This is a genomic window from Amnibacterium soli, assembly GCF_039544415.1.
In the GTDB taxonomy this organism is placed as follows: domain Bacteria; phylum Actinomycetota; class Actinomycetes; order Actinomycetales; family Microbacteriaceae; genus Amnibacterium; species Amnibacterium soli.
In genome coordinates, this window is sequence record NZ_BAABLP010000006.1 from 337080 (window position 1) to 354909 (window position 17830).

The window sequence follows — 17830 nt, forward strand, 5'->3', positions numbered from 1 at the left end:
GAGGCGGACGCCCGCGGTGGCCGGGAACGCTGCGGACGGGCTTGACGGATGCGAGGAGAATGCTGTGCATGGAGGGACTCGAGACCGCCACCCTCATCGGCGTCGCGCTGTTCGTCGGCGGCGGCATCGCCTGGCGGACGCGGCTGCCCGCGCCGCTCGTGCTGCTCGCGCTCGGCGTGGTGCTCGGCTACGTGCCCGTGCTCGGCCGGGTCGTGCTACCGCCCGACCTCGTGCTGTTCCTCTTCCTGCCCGCGCTCCTGTACTGGGAGTCGATCAACACCTCGGTGCGGGAGCTGCGCCGCAACCTCCGGGTCGTGCTGATGTCGGCGATCCCGCTCGTCATCGTCACCGCGGCGGCGGTCGCCGGAGTCGGGAGCCTGGCGGCCCTGAGCTGGCCCGTCGCCATCGCGCTCGGGGCGATCGTCGCCCCGACCGACGCGACCGCCGTCGGCCCGGTGACGAGCCGGCTGCCCCGCCGCTTCCGCACGACCCTCCGCGCCGAGAGCCTGATCAACGACGGCACGGCGCTCACGATCTACGCGATCGCCGTCAGCGCTATCACGGATCATCGGGACGTCGACCTCGGCGTGGGATCGCTGCTGTTCCTCGGCGCCTACCTCGGCGGCATCGTCGTGGGGTTCGTCACCTCGCTGCTCGCCCGAGGCGCCCGGCGCCTCGTGCGCGGCCAGGCGCTGCTCGAGAACACCGTCAGTGTGCTCACGCCGCTCGTCGCCTACCTGCTGGCGGAGCAGGTGCACGGCTCAGGTGTCGTCGCGGTCGTCACCTGCGGGCTGATCCTCACCCACTACTCGCCCCGGACGATCTCGGCCCGCACGCGGGCCCAGGCGCGGGGCTTCTGGCAGCTCGCGAGCGGCCTCCTGAACGGCGCCCTGTTCCTGCTCGTCGGGCTGCAGGCGCACCGGATCCTCGACCGGCTCGGCGGCGACCCGTGGCCGGTGCTCGGCCTCGGGCTGCTGGTGTCGCTCGTGGTGATCGTCGTGCGCCTCGCGTGGGTCAACACCACGCCCTACCTGATCCGGGCGCTCGACCGGCGGCCGATCCAGCGGACCCTCCGGGTGCCCGCGCGGCAGCGGCTCGTCTCCGGCTGGGCCGGGTTCCGGGGCGCCGTGTCGCTGGCCGCCGCGCTGGCGCTGCCGCCGGTGCCCGGCTACCCGCGGGACGAGCTCATCGCGATCACGCTCGTGGTCATCGTCGTGACCCTCGTGGTGCAGGGCCTGACCCTGCCGGCCGTCGTCCGCTTCGCGCGCATGCCCGCGGACCCGACCGAGCTGGAGGAGGAGCGGCTCGCGGAGCAGGCGATGAGCGACGCCGGCGCCGGGCGCCTCGACGCCGTCGCCGAGCGCCTCGGCACCCCCGCCGACATCGTGGACCGGGTCCGCCGCCAGTACGAGGAGATGCACGCGCCGCGCCCCGACGGCAGCCCCCGCCCGCCGTGGGGCGACGGCTCGGAGGGCGAGCTGCGGCGCGCGCTCATCGCGAAGAAGCGGGAGGCGGTGATCCGGCTCCGCGACGAGGGCCGCATCGACGACACGATCCTGCGCCGCATGCAGGACCGGCTGGACATCGAGGAGCTGCGGCTCTCCCCGATCGCCGCCGACGACTGACCGCCCTGAGGCGGGAGGCGCGCCCAGCCTGTCGAGGGACTCCCACGAGAGGCTGACCGGATGGTCCAGCGCCAGTTCCCGAAGCCCGTCGACGTGCTCGAGCACCTGCAGTTCAAGAAGCCGCAGCTCGACCGGAAGAAGGCGCGCCTGGAGGCGGCCCTCACGATCGAGGACCTGCGGACGATCGCGAAGCGCCGCACCCCGAAAGCCGCGTTCGACTACACCGACGGATCCGCCGAGGGCGAGATCTCCATCGCCCGCGCCCGGCAGGCGTTCCAGGACGTCGAGTTCCACCCCGAGGTGCTGCGCGACGTCGCGCACGTGGACACCACCGCCACCGTGTTCGGCCAGCCCTCGAAGCTGCCCTTCGGCATCGCCCCGACCGGGTTCACCCGGCTCATGCAGACCGAGGGCGAGACCGCCGGCGCCGGCGCGGCCAACGCCGCCGGGATCCCGTTCACCCTCTCCACCCTCGGCACGACCTCGATCGAGCACGTCGAGGAGGCCAACCCCGGCGGCCGGTCCTGGTTCCAGCTCTACGTGATGCGCCAGCGGGAGATCTCCTACGGGCTCGTCGAGCGCGCCGCGAAGGCCGGCTACGAGACGCTCTTCTTCACCGTCGACACCCCGGTCGCCGGGGCGCGCCTGCGCGACAAGCGCAACGGCTTCTCCATCCCGCCGCAGCTGACGATCCGGACGCTGCTCGACGCCGCGCCCCGACCCTGGTGGTGGATCGACTTCCTCACCACCCCGAAGCTCGAGTTCGCCTCCCTCCAGTCCACCGGCGGCACGGTGGGCGACCTGCTCGACAAGGCGATGGACCCCACGATCTCGTTCGAGGACCTGCAGGTCATCCGCGACCTCTGGCCCGGCAAGCTCGCGATCAAGGGCGTGCAGTCGGTCGAGGACGCGAAGCGCTTCGCCGACTTCGGCGTGGACGGCATCGTGCTGTCCAACCACGGCGGCCGCCAGCTCGACCGCGCCCCGATCCCGTTCCACCTGCTGCCGGAGGTGGTCCGCGAGGTCGGGCGCGACACGGACGTGCTCGTCGACACCGGGATCATGAACGGCGCCGACGTCGTGGCCTCCATCGCCCTCGGCGCGAAGTTCACGCTGATCGGGCGCGCCTACCTCTACGGCCTCATGGCCGGCGGCCGCGCCGGCGTCGACCGCACGATCGCGATCCTCGCCGACCAGGTCGTGCGCACCATGAAGCTGCTCGGCGCCCACTCCCTCGAGGAGCTCGAGCCCCGCCACGTCACCCAGCTCGAGCGCCTCATCCCCCGACCGCGCGCCTGACCGCACCCGCCTCGGAAGGGGGCGGGGCAGGATGGACGGGTGACGGCGCACACGGACGAGCACCCGCTGGGGGCCGTCCCGGTCGCCCACGAGGGAGCAGCACGATGAGACTCGACGCGGACCTCGACCTGCTCGGCGTGCTCGTCGGCCGGCGGCGGCGCCTCTTCGAGGTCGCCGACGTGCTGCGGCGGTACGGCTTCGCCGCGATCGCCGCCCAGCTCGAGAACGCCGGACGGCCCGGCTACGGCATCGTGCAGACGATGGCGGAGCGCCTGATCGACCCGTCGCTCGCCAGCGCCTCGGCCGGGGAGCGCCTGCGCGGCGCGCTCACCGAGCTCGGCACGACGACCATCAAGCTCGGGCAGCTGCTGAGCCTGCGCCCCGACATCGTGGGGCCCGCCATCGCGACGGAGCTCGCGGCCCTCCGCGCCGGGGTGCCGGCCGACGCCCCCGGGCACGCCGAGGCGACGCTGCGGGAGGAGCTCGGCGCGGACGTCGACGAGCTGTTCGCCGCCTTCGACCCGGTCCCCCTCGCCTCCGGCTCGGTCGCCGAGGTGCACCGCGCCACCCTGCACGACGGCACCCCCGTCGTCGTGAAGGTGCTGCACCGCGACGTGCGGCGCCGCGTGCTCGACGACCTCGAGCTGCTCAGCGCCCTCGCGGTGTGGGCGGAGGCGGTCTCGCCGGCTGCGCACCGCCTCCGGTTCGCCGCGATCACCGCCGACTTCGACCGCAGCATGCGCGGCGCGGTCGACCTGCGCCGCGAGCTCGAGAACCTGCAGGTGTTCGGCGACATGTTCGCCGACGACCCGGCCGTGCGGATCCCGAAGGCCTACCCCGAGCGCTCCGCGGCGGGGGTGCTGACGATGGAGGAGATGACCGGCCACGTCCTCGACAGCGCGAACGGCGTGCGCGACGCGGGCTGGGCGCCGGACGAGCTGGCCACCCGCGCCGCGACGATCTACCTGACGATGGTCTTCCGGCACGGGATCTACCACACGGACCCGCACCCCGGGAACTTCCTGCTGAACCCCGGCGTCATCACGATCCTCGACTTCGGCGACGTCGCGCGGATCACGACGTCGAAGCGCGAGCAGCTCGAGGACCTCATCGCGGCGGTCGGCGGCGGCGACCCGCGCGCCACGACCGAGGCGCTGCTGACGATGACGGACGCGCCCGCCAGCCTCCGCAGCGAGGACGTGCAGGACGACGTCGAGTCGATGATCACGGACCACCTCGGCGGCGGGGTCGACGCGATCGACCTCACCGCGGTGTCGCGGGGCCTGGCGGCCGTCGTGAACCGCCACGGACTGTCGCTGCCGTCGGAGATCGCGCTCGTGCTGCGCGTCGTCACCCTGCTGCAGGGCCTCGCGGCGGACATCGGCGCGGACATCGACCTGCAGGCGATCACGCGACCGTTCGCCCTGGACCTCGCACGGCGGCGGCTCGACCCGAAGGAGACGCTGGCCCGCGCGGTCCGCACGGGCAGGGCGTGGGAGCGGCTGCTGGAGACGCTGCCCGCCGACGTCAGCGCCGTGCTGCAGCAGGTCCGCCGCGAGGGCGGCGCGGACCTGCGCATCCGGGACCCCGACGGGATCGCGGACAACGTGGTGGACGGCATCCTCACGGCGGCGCTCGTGCTCGCGGCGGGCGAGCTGGTGTCGCGTGCGGTGCCGCCGAAGCTCGGCTCGCTCTCCGTGCCGGGGCTCGCGGTCGCGGGCACCGCCTGGCTGCGCTACCGGTCCCTCCGCGCCCGCCGGGCGGGTGCGCCGAGCGCCACCGCCCGGCTGCGGCTCGCGGAGCGCGTGATCCGGTCGGCCCGCAGGCCGTCGCAGGGCTGAGGCGCCCGGCCGGCATCGGGTACCGTCGCACCCGCCGCCGGCGGCGGCACCGAGCGGAACGGAGCACGCCCGTGAGCACCACCGGCACCGATGCCAGGCGGCAGCGCCGCACGGTCGACCCCGAGATCGCCCGGTCGTGGCTGCTCGTGAACGGCACGCGGCCCGAGGTGTTCGACGCCGCCCGCGCCTCCCGTGCCGACCAGGTCATCCTCGACATCGAGGACGCGGTCGACCCGGCCAAGAAGGACGGCGCCCGCGCCGACGTCCTCGCCTGGCTGCAGGCCGGCAACCGGGCCTGGGTGCGGATCAACGACCGCTCGACCCCGTTCTGGAACGACGACGTGGCCGAGCTCGCCGGCGTGCCGGGCCTCGAGGGCGTGCTGCTCGCGAAGACGGAGGCGGCGGAGCACGTCACCGAGACCTTCGACCGGCTCGGCGGCGCAGTGCCGGTGCTGGCGCTCATCGAGTCCGCGGTCGGCATCGAGGCCGCCGTGGCGATCGCGGGCGCCCGCGGGGCGTTCCGCCTCGCGTTCGGCAGCGGCGACTACCGCCGCGACACGGGCACCAGCGCGGACGACCTGGCGATGGCGTACCCCCGCTCCCGGCTCGTCGTCGCCAGCCGCGTCGGCAACCTGCCCGGTCCGATCGACGGTCCGACCGTCGGCACGAGCCACGGCGTGCTGCGCGAGCAGTCGCAGACGACGGTCGCGCTCGGCATGACCGGCAAGCTCTGCCTCGACGTCGGGCAGCTGCCCGTGATCAACGAGGTCATCAGCCCGACCCCCTCCGACGTGGCCTGGGCGCGGGACTTCCTGGCCGACTTCGAGGCCCGCGGACGCGTGATCCGCGACGGCAGCGACCTGCCGCGGCTGGGTCGCGCGCAGAAGATCGAGAAGCTCGCGACGGCCTTCGGGGTGGACCCGCTCTGACCGCCGGACTTCCGGATGTGAGCCCGCCGTGTAACATCCGCATAACGGTCGACGGTCGCCCAGCGGACGCGGAGGCCTCGTGCGGGCCCCGTCCGGCGCGGAAACCCTCTTAGACTCCCGCAGTCGAGGACAGATCGGAGCAGGTTCTGGAGCAGCGGACGGATGACGAGCGCGACCGCTCGGTGCTCGGGCGCGCCGTCGGCGTGCTCGACGCCTTCGCGGGCGCCGAGGGTCCCGAGCTGTCGCTGACCGAGCTGGCGGACCGCGCCGAGCTGCCCCTCACGACGACCCACCGGCTCGCCGGGCAGCTGGTCAACGAGCGCCTGCTCGAACGCCTCCCCTCCGGCCGGTTCCGCATCGGGCCGCACGTGCAGGAGCTCGTCTCCCTCGCGCCCCGCGAGGTCGCGCCGCAGGACGTCTCGCACCCGTACCTGCAGGACCTCTCCGACGTCACCGGTCAGCCGGTGCAGCTCGTCGTGCTCGAGGGCACCGACACGGTCGTCGTCGACCGCATCGGCACGGCGGAGCCCGGTCGCGGCCCCGCCCGCCTGCCCGCCCACGCCTCCTGCAGCGGCCTCGTGCTGCTCGCCTCCGCGCCGAAGCCCGTCGCGGACGCCGTGCTCGAGGGGCCGCTCGAGCGGCGCTGGGACGGCACCCCCGGCGCCGTCGCGAAGGTGCGCGCCGCCGTCGAGGTCGCCCGCCGCCAGGGCCACCTGGAGCTGCGCAGCAACCAGGCCGGCACCGTCTCCGTCGCGGCGCCCGTCGTCGTCGGCGAGGAGGTCGTGGCGGCCGTCGCGATCAACAACGCGCCGGGCTCGCCCCGCTCGCTCGCGCCGGTCGTGCTCACGACCGCGCGCAGCATCGCCCGGGCCATGGGCGCACCGCCGACCGGGGCGATCCCGATCATCCGCTGACCGGCGCGCACCGCCGATAGGGTTCCACGGTCCGACCGCGACCGACGGAGTCCCGCATGTCCACGACCGCCGCTGATCCCACCGCTGTGAACACGCGCGGGCGGGTGATCATCGCGAGCCTCGTCGGCACCTCGATCGAGTTCTACGACTTCTACGTCTACGCGACGGCCGCGGTACTCGTGTTCCCGGCGCTGTTCTTCCCCAACGACAGCCCGGCGGCCGCGCAGCTGTCGTCGTTCGTCACCTTCGGACTGGCGTTCCTCGCCCGCCCGGTCGGGTCCGTGCTGTTCGGCCACTTCGGCGACCGCGTCGGCCGCAAGGCGACGCTCGTCGCCTCGCTGCTCGTGATGGGGATCGCCACGTTCCTGATCGGCGCGCTGCCGACCTTCGGCTCGATCGGCATCGCGGCGCCCGTGCTGCTCGCGGTGCTGCGCTTCACGCAGGGCATCGGCCTCGGCGGCGAGTGGAGCGGCGCCGCCCTGCTCGCGACCGAGAACGCGCCCCGCGGCCGCCGGGCGATCTACGGCACCTTCCCGCAGCTGGGTGCGCCGATCGGCTTCATCCTCGCGAACGCGCTGTTCCTGGTGCTCTCGCTGACCATCGACGACGCCGCGTTCTCCGCCTGGGGCTGGCGCGTGCCGTTCCTGCTGTCCGCGCTGCTCGTGATCGTCGGCCTCTACGTGCGGTTGCGCCTCGTGGAGACGCCGGCGTTCCGGAAGACGCTCGAGACGGGCACCCGCGCCCGCGTGCCGCTCGGCCGGGTGCTGCGCTCCAGCTGGCGCCAGCTGATCCTCGGCACCTTCATCATGGTCGCGACCTACGTGCTCTTCTACTTCATGACCACGTTCACCCTGACCTACGGCACCGCCAAGCGGACCGTCACCGAGGGAGCCGCCGCTGCGGCTGCGGCGGGCAAGCCGTTCGACCCGGAGGGGTTCCAGGTCGGGCTCGGCTACCTCCGGAACGACTTCCTCGTGATGCTCATCGTCGGCGTCGTGTTCTTCGGCCTGCTGACCCCGGTCGCCGGCCTGCTCGCGGACCGCTTCGGCCGCCGCCCCACGCTCCTGGTCGTCACCGGCCTGATCGCCGTCTTCGGGCTGACGTTCCAGGCCTGGTTCGGCGGCAGCGCCGGCAGCCCCGTCGTCACGACCGCGTTCCTGGCGGTCGGCCTCGCGCTCATGGGCCTGACGTTCGGCCCGATGGGCGCACTGCTGCCCGAGCTGTTCCCGACCAACGTGCGGTACACCGGCTCCGCGATCGCGTACAACGTGGCGAGCATCCTCGGCGCCTCGCTCGCCCCGATCGTGGCCGTGCTGCTCTGGCAGCGCGACGGCGACATCCTGCGCGTCGGCCTGTACCTGACCGGCGCCGCGGTGATCACGTTCATCGCGCTGCTGCTCACGCGCGAGACGCGCGACGTCGACCTGGTCGAGGCCTCGATCGCCGAGGCGGCCGCCGCGCCCTGACCCTCCCCGCATCCATCCGCGCGCCAGGCGCCGCCCCGCCCGCTGCGGCAGGGCGGGTCCCGACCAGGACGCGACCCAGCAGCCACCCCCGGAGAGCACCACGATGACCGATCCCGTCGACCGCATCGAGGCCCGCATCGCGGCGGACGGTCGCGGCACCGTGACGGTGGCCGGGCGCTCGGAGGAGCTCGCGGGCTGGGAGCCGGAGGTGACGAAGCGCGTCATCGTCGCGCGCCTGGTCGACCTCGCGCACGAGCGCGGACGCCCCGTCGAGCTCGCGCTCGACCAGGAGGCCGGCGGCGCGGAGGTGCTGCGGGTGCACCCGAGCGGCGTGGTCGAGCCGCTCACCGGGGCGGCGCCCCCGTCGCCCGCGGCGGGTCCGGCAGCACCGACGCCCGCCCGCCGCGCACCGACCGTGCAGGACCTGCTGACCGCCCGGCCGGCAGCGCCCGAGCCGCCCGCGGCGCAGGGCTGGCGGGGGCGGGTCGCCCGCGCCACCGGCCTGCGGCTGTCCCCGGGAGCCGCCGAGGTGCGGCACCGCGCGGCGATCCAGCAGGTGCGGCGCTCCTTCAGCGCTCCGCGCACCGTCGTGGTGATCAACCCGAAGGGCGGGGCGCAGAAGACGACCGCAACCCTGCTGCTCGCCGCGACCTTCGGCGTGCACCGCGGCGGCTACGTGCTCGCCTGGGACAACAACGAGACGCGCGGCACGCTCGGCTGGCGCGCCGGCAGCACCTCCCACAACCGGACCGCCGTCGACCTGCTGACGGACCTCAACCGGTTCGGCGACACCGGCCTGCAGCGGGTCGGGGACCTCGACCGGTACGTGCGCGACCAGGCCGACAGCCAGTTCGACGTGCTGGCCTCCGACGAGGACGCGGCCGCCTCCTCCACGATCGACGACCTGGCGTTCCGCCGGCTGCACGCGACGCTGGCGCGGTTCTACCGCGTGATCGTGGTCGACACCGGCAACAACATGCGCGCCTCGAACTGGACCGCCGCCGTCGACACCGCCGACCAGCTCGTGATCGTCTCGACCGAGCGCGAGGACACCGCCGCGTCCGCCGCCTGGCTGATCGACGGCCTGCGCGAGAAGGGGCACGAGCGCAAGGTGCAGAACGCGGTCACCGTGCTCGCCGCGCCCGCCCTGAACAGCGACCCGGCCCTCGCGAAGCGGCTGCACGCGCACTTCGACCAGCTGACGCGCAGCGTCCTGCACGTGCCGTACGACCCGGCGCTCGTGGGCGGCGGCCCGATCGAGTTCGGCGCGCTGGCGCCGGCGACGCGGGAGGCGTGGCTCCAGGTCGCCGCGTCCGTCGCCCAGGGGATGTGACGACCCGAGCCGCGCCGATCGCCCCCGGCGGCACGAACGGCCCGCGGAGCCGAGGATCATAGGAACGATGTCCACCAGCACCGCCGCCGCCGCGCCCCGCCGCGGGTTCCGCCGGGTCAAGGAGGAGGGCCCCCGCGCCCGGTTCCGCGACCTCCTCCCCTACCTGTCCGAGCACCGGGCGGCGATCGTCGTCGTGATCGTGCTCAGCGTGCTCGGCGCGGGCCTCTCGCTGGCGCAGCCGCTGCTCGTGCAGCAGGTGGTGACGCGCGTGCAGCGCTCCCAGCCGCTCGGCGGCGTCGTGGGGCTCATCGCCGCCCTGGTCGCGGTCGGCGCCGTCGTCTCCGGCGTGCAGCACTACCTGCTGCAGCGCACGGGCACCTCCGTCGTGCTGACCGCCCGCACGCGGCTCATCCGCCACCTGCTGCGCCTGCCGGTCGCGGACTTCGACCGGCGCCGCACGGGCGACCTCGTCGCGCGGGTCGGCACGGACACGACGCTGCTGTACGCCGTGCTGACGCAGGGCCTCGTGGACGCGGTCGGCGGCGTCTTCACCTTCGTCGGCGCGATCATCGGCATGGCGATCCTGGACCCGGTGCTGCTCGGCCTGACGGTGCTCATCGTCCTGTTCGCGATCGTGGTCGTCGGCGGGCTGGCGAGGCGCATCCGCGTCGCGAGCCGCAAGCAGCAGGACGCGGTCGGCGCGCTGACCGCCGACGTCGAGCGGTCCATCTCCGCCGTCCGCACGATCCGCGCCTCCGGGGCCACGGACCGCGAGACGGAGTCGGTGCTGCAGGGCGCTCGACGCGCGTGGGGCGCGGGCCTCGAGGTCGCGAAGGCGTCCGCGCCGGTGGTGCCCGTCGCCTCGCTGACGCTGAACCTGGCGTTCCTCGTCGTGATCGGCGTCGGCGGGTTCCGCGTCGCCTCCGGCGCGATCGGCATCGGCAGCCTGGTCGCCTTCCTCCTGTTCCTGTTCCTCATGGTGATGCCGCTCGGCAACGCGTTCGGCGCCGCGGCGTCGGTGGCGAGCGCGCTGGGCGCCCTCGGCCGCATCTCGGAGGTGCTGGCGCTGCCGTCCGAGACCGCGGAGGACCCCGCCGACCTGGCGATCGAGTCCGGCCGGCCCGACGCCCCCGCCGTCGAGTTCGACGCCGTGTCGTTCGGCTACCGCGGCCAGGACGGCGCGCGGGTCGACGTGCTGCACGACGTGACCTTCGCGGTGCCGCGCGGCACCCGCACCGCGCTCGTCGGCCCCTCCGGCGCCGGCAAGAGCACGATGCTGTCCCTGCTCGAGCGCTTCTACGACGTGGACGGCGGCGCCGTGCGACTGGGCGGGATCGACCTCCGCCGCCTCCCCCGCGAGGTGCTGCGCGCCCAGTTCGGCTACGTCGAGCAGGACGCCCCAGCGCTCGCGGGCACGATCCGCGACAACCTCGTGCTCGCGGCACCGCTCGCGACCGACGAGGACTGCCTGCGCGTGCTCGACGCCGTGAACCTGCGGGCGACCGTGCTGAAGCACGCGGACGGCCTGGCCGCGCAGGTCGGCGAGGAGGGGGTGCTGCTGTCCGGCGGCGAGCGCCAGCGCCTCGCGATCGCGCGGGCGCTGCTGGCCGACGCGCCGATCCTGCTGCTCGACGAGTCGACGTCGAACCTCGACGGGCGCAACGAGCAGCTGCTGCGCGACTCCCTCGCGGCGGCGGGCGAGGGTCGCACGACGATCGTCATCGCGCACCGCCTGTCCACGGTGGTCGACGCGGACCAGATCGTGGTCGTCGACGGCGGCCGCGTGGTCGCCGCGGGTCGCCACGAGACCCTGCTGGAGACGAGCCCCCTCTACCGCGAGCTCGCGGCCACCCAGCTCCTCGTCTAGCCCCTCCCGTCTTTCATCTTCACGGAGTTCTGGCCGGGCGGAGCCCACGCCAGAACTCCGTAACGATGAAGAACGAGGCGGGTATCCGTTCCTCCCCAGGGCGACGTCCGCTGCCGAGTTCTTGCAGCCGTAGGCGGCGGCTGAGGATTCCGTCATGGCGCACAGGGACTGGTCGGCAGCGGACGGCGTCGCGCAGCAGGTGCGGATCGATCACGGCGGCGTTGCCTGGATCGATTCGTTCCTCGCTGCAGGCCTGACACGGCATCAGGTCGCCGGATCTTCCGGCGCGGGGTGATCGAGCGCCCTCGCAACTCCTGGTTCGTCGACCCGAACCTGCCCTGGCAGGCCAAGCACGCGATCCGCGTGGGCGGTGTGCTCGGCTGCGTCTCCGCGGCCGACGCCTGGGGCCTTCCCGTGCCTCCCGGTGCCGGGCAGCGGCTCCACGTCGCCGTCGCACCCGGAGCGAGCCACCTGAGGCACGACCGCGATCGCACCTGGGAGGTGAAGGCGGGCGAGGACCCGGAGGTCGAGCTCCACTGGTCGGCGCTGCTGCGCCCTGCCGCCGGTTGGCGCACGGCACTCGTGGACACGCTGCTCCAGCTGCTCGACTGCGTCCCCGAGGAGTGGTTCGTCGCCGCACTCGACGCGGCACTGCGTCGACCGCGGGAGGGCGAGCCGATCCTGTCGCACGACGACTACGAGTCGTTCACCGGGCTGCTTCCGCGACGGAAGCAGCGTCTCCTCCGGCTGGTGGACCCGCTCGCGGGCAGCTGCCTCGAGACGTTGCTGCGACTCGGGCTGGAGCGCCGAGCGATCGGCCCCCTCGCACTGCAGTTCTCGCCTGATGGGCGACGGTTCGTCGATCTGCTCGTCGGTGAGCGCCTGATCGTCGAGGCGGACGGGGAGGCGTTCCACGACCCGGCTCAGGACGCGGTCCGCGACGCCTTCTTCCGCTCCCTCGGGTACGTCGTCCTGCGGTTCACCTACGACGAGATCGTGTTCCACCTCGACGAGGTCGTCGACCGCATCGCGGATGCCCTCTCCCGCGTGTGAGTTCCATCTTCACGGAGTTCTGGAACGGCGAAGCCGCGCCAGAACTCCGTGAAGGTGAAGAGCGGGGCTCAGGGGGCGGGGGTCATCGTGTACTTCGTCGAGAGGTACTCGTGGATCCCCTCCAAGCCGCCCTCGCGGCCGACGCCGGACTGCTTGACGCCGCCGAAGGGCGCGGAGGCGTTGGAGATCACGCCGACGTTCAGCCCCATCATCCCGGTCTGCAGGCGGTCGATCATCCGCTGGCCACGCGCGAGGTCCTTCGTGAAGACGTAGGAGACGAGGCCGTACTCCGTGTCGTTCGCGATCCGCACCGCGTCCGCCTCCTGCGAGAACCGGACGATCGAGACGACCGGCCCGAAGATCTCGGTGCGGAGGATGTCGCTGCCCGCGTCGACCCGGTCGAGCACGGTCGGGGCGTAGAAGGTGCCCGGCCCGTCGACGGGTCCGCCGCCGAGCCGCACCTCGGCGCCCCGCTCCACGGCGTCCCTCACGAGGTCGTCGGCCTTGGAGACGGCCGCGCCGTTGATCAGCGGGCCGACCTGCACGCCGTCCTCGGTGCCGCGCCCGACCTTCATCGCGACGACCTTCGCGGTGAGCTTCTCCGCGAACTCGTCGGCGACCGCCTCGTGCACGATGAAGCGGTTCGCCGCCGTGCAGGCCTCCCCCACGTTACGGAACTTCGCGAGCATCGCGCCCGTCACCGCGGCGTCGACGTCCGCGTCGTCGAACACGACGAACGGCGCGTTGCCGCCGAGCTCCATGGAGGTGCGCAGCACGTTCTCCGCCGCCTGCGCCAGCAGCCGCTTGCCGACCGGCGTCGAGCCGGTGAAGCTGAGCTTGCGGAGGCGGGAGTCGGCGAGGATCGGCTCGGTCAGCGCACCCGCGGACGTCGTCGGCACGACGTTCAGCACGCCGGCGGGCAGGCCCGCCTCCTCGAGGATCGACGCGGTCAGCAGCGTGGTCAGCGGCGTGAGCTCCGCGGGCTTCACGACGACGGTGCAGCCGGCGGCCAGCGCGGGGCCGATCTTGCGCGTCGCCATCGCCAGGGGGAAGTTCCAGGGGGTGATGAAGTAGCAGGGCCCCACGGCGTGCTGCGAGACGATCGTGCGCCCCGACCCCTCCGGGTTCACGCCGTACCGCCCGGTGATCCGCACGGCCTCCTCGGCGAACCAGCGGAAGAACTCCGACCCGTAGACGACCTCGCCCGCGGCCTCGGCGAGCGGCTTGCCCATCTCGAGCGTCATGAGCAGCGCGAGGTCGTCCTTGCGGTCCTGCATCAGCTGCCACGCGCCGCGGAGGATCTCCGAGCGCGTGCGCGGCGCCGTCGCCGCCCACTCGTCCTGGACCGCGACCGCGGCGTCGAGCGCGGCGATCCCGTCCTCGGGGCTCGCGTCGGCGACGGAGACGAGCGCGGAGCCGGTCGACGGGTCGAGCACGTCGAACCGCTTCCCGCCCGCGGCCTCGCGCCACTCGCCGTTGATCAGCAGCCCCGTCGGCAGTCCTGCCAGCAGGGCGGCCTCGTCGTGTCCGGACATGACACCTCCCGGCAGGCGATCCTACGGAGGCGGAGGAGGCGGGCCGCTCAGCGGACCTCGACGCCCGCGGTGCGGAACTCCTCGATCGCCGCGGCGCTCGTCGCGGGCGCGACGCCGGCGACGAGGTCGGTCAGCACGCGGACCCGCTCACCGCTCTCGAGCGCGTCGAGGGCGGAGGCGCGCACGCAGTAGTCGGTGGCGATACCGACGACGTCGAGATCGGTGACGCCGCGCTCGTGCAGCACCTCGGCGAGGCTCCGGCCGTCGTCGGTGGTGCCCTCGAACGCCGAGTACGCGGGGCGCCCCTGCCCCTTCTTCACGTGCACGTCGATCGCATCCGCGTCGATCGCGGGGTGGTAGTCGGCGCCCGGCGTGCCGGCGACGCAGTGCACCGGCCAGGTGACCGTGAAGTCCGGGGCCGCTGCCGTCGCGAAGTGCCCGCCGTTGTCGTTCCCGCCGTCGTGCCAGTCGCGGGAGGCGACGACCAGCGCGTAGTCGTCGCGGTGCGCACGGAGGTGCTCGGTGATCCCGGCCGCGATCGCGGCGCCGCCCTCGACGCCGAGCGCCCCGCCCTCGGTGAAGTCGTTCTGGACGTCGACGATCAGCAGCGCGCGGCTCATGACCCCATCCTCATGCCACCGGGGTGGGAGCGGGTCAGCGGTTCGAGAGCCGGTTCCCGCACGACCACACGTCGGCGGTCAGGGAGTCGAGCGCCTGCTTGGCGGAGGGGCTGACGTTCCCCAGCGCGTAGAACGCGAAGGTGAGCGGCGTGCCGTCCTTCGCCCGGATGATCCCGGAGAGCGTGTACCCGGTGTCGATCCAGCCGGTCTTCGCCCGCACCTTGCCGTCGGCGCGGGAGGCGGCACCGGCGAAGCGGTCGGCGTAGGCGAGGGAGCCGGTGCGGCCGGCGACCGGCAGACCGGCGAGCACGGGTCCGAGCCCCTTCGACTCGTGCAGCACCTTCACCATGAGCTTCGTCAGGTAGGCGGGCGGGATGCGGTTGTCGTCGCTGAGGCCGCTGCCGTCGACGACGCGCACGCCCTTGGGCTCGACGCCGTAGGTGCGCAGGGCGGGGATCACGGCGGCGTCGATCGACGAGAAGGTCTTCCCGGTGCCCGCCTCGATCGCCGTGACGCGCGCGAGCGCCTCCGCGATCGTGTTGTCGGACACGACGAGCTCCTGCTGGACGAGCGTGCTGACGGGCTGCGACCGGACCGTGCCGAGCACGCGGGCGCCCGAGGGGGCGACGCCGCGGGAGACCGAGGCGCCGCCGAAGTAGGAGGCGAACGCGGAACCGGCGCGGCCGATCGGGTCGGTGCCCCGCGGGGAGGTGTTGAGCGCAGGGTTCGCGCGGTCGCCGTCGACCATGAGCGCGGTGATCTTCGGCGTGGAGCCGAGCGGGCGCTCCTTCGTGTTCCACGTCGGCTGCCAGGTCGGGCCGCCGAAGTAGGAGCTGTCGAGCACGATGCGCGTGATCGGCCGCCCCGGGTGCGCGGCCGCCCAGGCCCGCTTGACCTGCTTCGCGAGGGTCGACAGGTGCGGGGCGCCGGCGTAGGCGGTGCGCGTGCCGGCGGGGGTGCGCGACAGGGTGACGTCGCCGCCGCCCACCAGCACGATCTCGCCGCGGCGCTTCCCCTCCACGACCCGCGTCGTGAGGCGGTGATCGGGGCCGAGCACCTGCAGGGCGGCGGCGGAGGTGAGCACCTTCATGACGCTCGCGGCGCGCGACGCCTTGGACCCCTTGCGGTCGAACAGCACCTCGCCGGTGCGCGCGTTCCGCACCTGTCCCTGGAAGTGGACGAGGCGGGCGTCGCGCGCCGCGCCGGAGACGGAGCAGGTGCGCGCGACGGCCTTCGGCTTCGCGGTGGCCTTCGGGGTGCTCGTGGGCGTCGGGGTGCTCGTGCGGGCGGCCTCGGTGCTCGCCGCGCTGACCGGTGCGGCGGCGCTGCTGGTCGCGGCGGCGGGCAGGGGCTCCCCCAGGGCGAGGCCCGACGCCCATCCGGCCGCGACGAGGCCGACGAGGACGACGCCGCCCGTGGCGGCGAGGGCGGACCGGCTGCGCATGACCGTCAGGGTAGGTGCCCCGGACGGGGGCGCCGGGTCACCCCGCCGACTCCTGCGGATAGACGAGGCCGATGGAGGAGCGGATCCGGTCGAGGGTGCGCATCACGGCGAGCGTGCCCTCGTGGGTCATCCGCTCGCTCTCGGTGCGCCCCTCCCGCAGCAGGCGCTCGAGCTCGAGCGCCTGGAACTGCATGCCGCGGCCGGCCACCTCCGGGTGCGACCGGCGCACGACCGGTCGCTGCCGGTCGAGCAGCGTGTAGGAGGTGGGCGCGTACCAGGTCGCGTCGATCTCGATGGACCCCTCGGTGCCGAGGACCGTCGCACGGTTGGGGCCGGCCAGGTCGAGCGCGGTGACGAGGGAGGCGTGCGCCCCGCTCTCGTGGACGAGCGTCGCCGACACCCGGCGGTCGACGCCGGTCTCGGTCATCACCGCGGCGCTGAGCACGTCCTCGGGCTCCCCGAACAGGTCGTGCGCGAACGACACGGGGTAGACGCCGAGATCGAGCAGCGCGCCGCCGCCGAGCTCCGGCGCGTTCATCCGGTGGTGCGGGTCCGTGGGCACCGACTGGGTGTGGTCCGCGATCAGCAGCTGCGGGTCGCCGATCGCTCCGGCGTCGAGCAGCTCGTGGATCTCGAGCATGTGCGGCAGCCACCGCGTCCACATCGCCTCGAGCACGACGAGGCCGTGGGACTCCGCGAAGTCGACGACCTCGCGCGCCTCCGCCTCGTTGAGCGTGAACGGCTTCTCGACGAGCACGTGCTTGCCGGCCTCGAGCGCGACGAGCGCGGGCTCCGCGTGGCTCGAGTGCGGCGTCGCGACGTAGACCACGTCGACCGCGGGGTCGTCGGCGAGGGCCTGCCACGAGCCGTGGGCGTGCGGCACGTCGTGCTCCGCCGCGAACGCCTCCGCCCGCTCCTCTGTGCGGCTGCCGACCGCGGCGACGCGCAGTCCGGCGACCCGCAGGTCGCGCGTGAAGTCTGCGGCGATGCCGCCGGTGGCGAGGATTCCCCAACCGGGGCGCGAGTCGGACACGACGGCACGCTACCGCCGCCGTACTGAGGCGCGGCCGATCGTCCACTACACTCGTCCGGGCAGCATGCCGCCTTAGCTCAGTCGGTAGAGCGATTCACTCGTAATGAATAGGTCCGGGGTTCGATTCCCCGAGGCGGCCCGGAGCACGGACGCCCGTCCCTCGCAGAGGGGCGGGCGTTCGTCGTCCAGGCGGGAACGGGTCAGCGGGTCGCGGCCGCGATCTCGCGGAACTCGTCGAGCGCGCCGAGCATGCACTCGCCGAGCGTCGCGGCGCCCTCGCCGGAGGCCCAGCTGCCCCAGCCGTGCCGGGCGACGGTCATGCACAGCAGCACCGTGAAGACCGCGCGGTCCTGCAGCGCGCTCTCGTCGGGCATGCGGCCCGCGTGGAGCTCGTCGGCGCGCAGCCGCTCGGCGACCAGCGCGATCATCTGCTCGCGGATCCGCTGCATCTGCGTCGCCTTGTCGCTGAACAGGCGCGACTCGCGCTGCATGAGCTCGCGGCGCAGGTGGTGCAGCTCGAAGTCCTCCTCGCCGGACGCGCGCTCGGCCATCAGCACGACGAGGTCGGTCAGCGGGTCGCCCGCGCCGTCGGCGTAGCGCGCGACCTCCTCCGCCGTCAGCTCGGCCGGGCCGTGCTGCGCGGCGAGCGCCTCCTCCTTCGAGGCGAAGTAGTTGAAGAAGGTGCGCACGGACACCTGCGCGCTCTGCGTCACCTCCTCGACCGTCACGTCGTCGAAGCCGCGCTCGAGCGCGAGCCGGAGGAGGGCGATCTGCAGCGCGCGCTTCGTGGCGAGGCGCTTCTGCTCGCGGAGCCCCGGAGCGGCGGTGTCGGTCACGGCATCAATTCTTGCACGCACTGCAAACTTCGCTG

15 protein-coding genes and 1 tRNA gene are annotated in these 17830 nt (G+C 73.7%); 11 read left to right on the top strand and 5 right to left on the bottom strand.

The genetic code is table 11. The annotated features are described in order from the left end of the window. Positions 1–68: 68 nt before the first annotated feature. From ABEA53_RS14715 to ABEA53_RS14760, 10 genes are all read left to right on the top strand, one after another. Positions 69–1625 (top strand): Na+/H+ antiporter, encoded by a 1557-nt coding sequence (locus ABEA53_RS14715; RefSeq protein ID WP_345482035.1) that lies wholly within the window; start codon positions 69–71, stop codon positions 1623–1625. A gap of 60 nt (positions 1626–1685) precedes the next feature. After that, the gene (locus ABEA53_RS14720; RefSeq protein ID WP_345482036.1) at positions 1686–2924 is read left to right on the top strand and encodes an alpha-hydroxy acid oxidase; all 1239 of its coding nucleotides are present in this window, start codon (positions 1686–1688) and stop codon (positions 2922–2924) included. Between the two features lie 104 nt (positions 2925–3028). Next, positions 3029–4765: an ABC1 kinase family protein gene (locus ABEA53_RS14725; protein WP_345482037.1), complete on the top strand. Its 1737-nt coding sequence runs from the start codon at positions 3029–3031 to the stop codon at positions 4763–4765. 71 nt (positions 4766–4836) lie between these two features. Further along, positions 4837–5694, top strand: coding sequence for an HpcH/HpaI aldolase/citrate lyase family protein (locus tag ABEA53_RS14730; RefSeq protein ID WP_345482038.1), 858 nt, complete (start codon positions 4837–4839; stop codon positions 5692–5694). 182 nt (positions 5695–5876) lie between these two features. Continuing rightward, the gene (locus ABEA53_RS14735; RefSeq protein WP_345482039.1) at positions 5877–6608 is read left to right on the top strand and encodes an IclR family transcriptional regulator; all 732 of its coding nucleotides are present in this window, start codon (positions 5877–5879) and stop codon (positions 6606–6608) included. 56 nt (positions 6609–6664) lie between these two features. Then, a complete protein-coding gene (locus ABEA53_RS14740; RefSeq protein WP_345482041.1) occupies positions 6665–8074 on the top strand; it encodes an MFS transporter in 1410 nt (469 codons plus the stop codon). 103 nt (positions 8075–8177) lie between these two features. Beyond that, positions 8178–9407, top strand: a complete 1230-nt coding sequence (locus ABEA53_RS14745) for a MinD/ParA family ATP-binding protein (protein WP_345482042.1) — start codon at positions 8178–8180, stop codon at positions 9405–9407. A gap of 67 nt (positions 9408–9474) precedes the next feature. Continuing rightward, on the top strand, positions 9475–11274 hold the full coding sequence (locus tag ABEA53_RS14750) for an ABC transporter ATP-binding protein (RefSeq protein WP_345482044.1): 1800 nt from the start codon (positions 9475–9477) through the stop codon (positions 11272–11274). A 154-nt stretch (positions 11275–11428) separates the two neighbouring features. Beyond that, positions 11429–11569 carry a hypothetical protein gene (locus ABEA53_RS14755; RefSeq protein ID WP_345482045.1) on the top strand — a complete coding sequence of 47 codons (141 nt, stop codon included), beginning with the start codon at positions 11429–11431 and terminating at the stop codon, positions 11567–11569. Next, on the top strand, positions 11566–12327 hold the full coding sequence (locus ABEA53_RS14760) for an endonuclease domain-containing protein (protein ID WP_345482046.1): 762 nt from the start codon (positions 11566–11568) through the stop codon (positions 12325–12327). Before ABEA53_RS14755 ends, ABEA53_RS14760 begins: the two co-directional genes overlap by 4 nt. A 68-nt stretch (positions 12328–12395) precedes the next feature. On the opposite strand, the gene ABEA53_RS14765 is transcribed toward ABEA53_RS14760, so the two are convergent. Genes ABEA53_RS14765 through ABEA53_RS14780 form a run of 4 tightly spaced genes read right to left on the bottom strand, consistent with a single transcriptional unit; the run spans position 12396 to position 16959 of the window. Continuing rightward, positions 12396–13862: an NAD-dependent succinate-semialdehyde dehydrogenase gene (locus ABEA53_RS14765; protein WP_345482048.1), complete on the bottom strand. Its 1467-nt coding sequence runs from the start codon at positions 13860–13862 to the stop codon at positions 12396–12398. Between the two features lie 47 nt (positions 13863–13909). Next, a complete protein-coding gene (locus ABEA53_RS14770; RefSeq protein WP_345482049.1) occupies positions 13910–14482 on the bottom strand; it encodes a nicotinamidase in 573 nt (190 codons plus the stop codon). A 34-nt stretch (positions 14483–14516) separates the two neighbouring features. Next, the gene (locus ABEA53_RS14775) at positions 14517–15926 is read right to left on the bottom strand and encodes a D-alanyl-D-alanine carboxypeptidase/D-alanyl-D-alanine-endopeptidase (RefSeq protein WP_345482050.1); all 1410 of its coding nucleotides are present in this window, start codon (positions 15924–15926) and stop codon (positions 14517–14519) included. A 37-nt stretch (positions 15927–15963) separates the two neighbouring features. Beyond that, positions 15964–16959, bottom strand: coding sequence for a Gfo/Idh/MocA family protein (locus ABEA53_RS14780; protein WP_345482051.1), 996 nt, complete (start codon positions 16957–16959; stop codon positions 15964–15966). A 66-nt stretch (positions 16960–17025) separates the two neighbouring features. On the opposite strand from ABEA53_RS14780, the gene ABEA53_RS14785 reads away from it, so the two are divergent. Further along, positions 17026–17098, top strand: a tRNA-Thr gene (locus ABEA53_RS14785). 61 nt (positions 17099–17159) lie between these two features. Here the strand turns inward: ABEA53_RS14785 and ABEA53_RS14790 are convergent. Beyond that, positions 17160–17795, bottom strand: a complete 636-nt coding sequence (locus tag ABEA53_RS14790) for a TetR/AcrR family transcriptional regulator (protein ID WP_345482052.1) — start codon at positions 17793–17795, stop codon at positions 17160–17162. Positions 17796–17830: the final 35 nt, after the last annotated feature.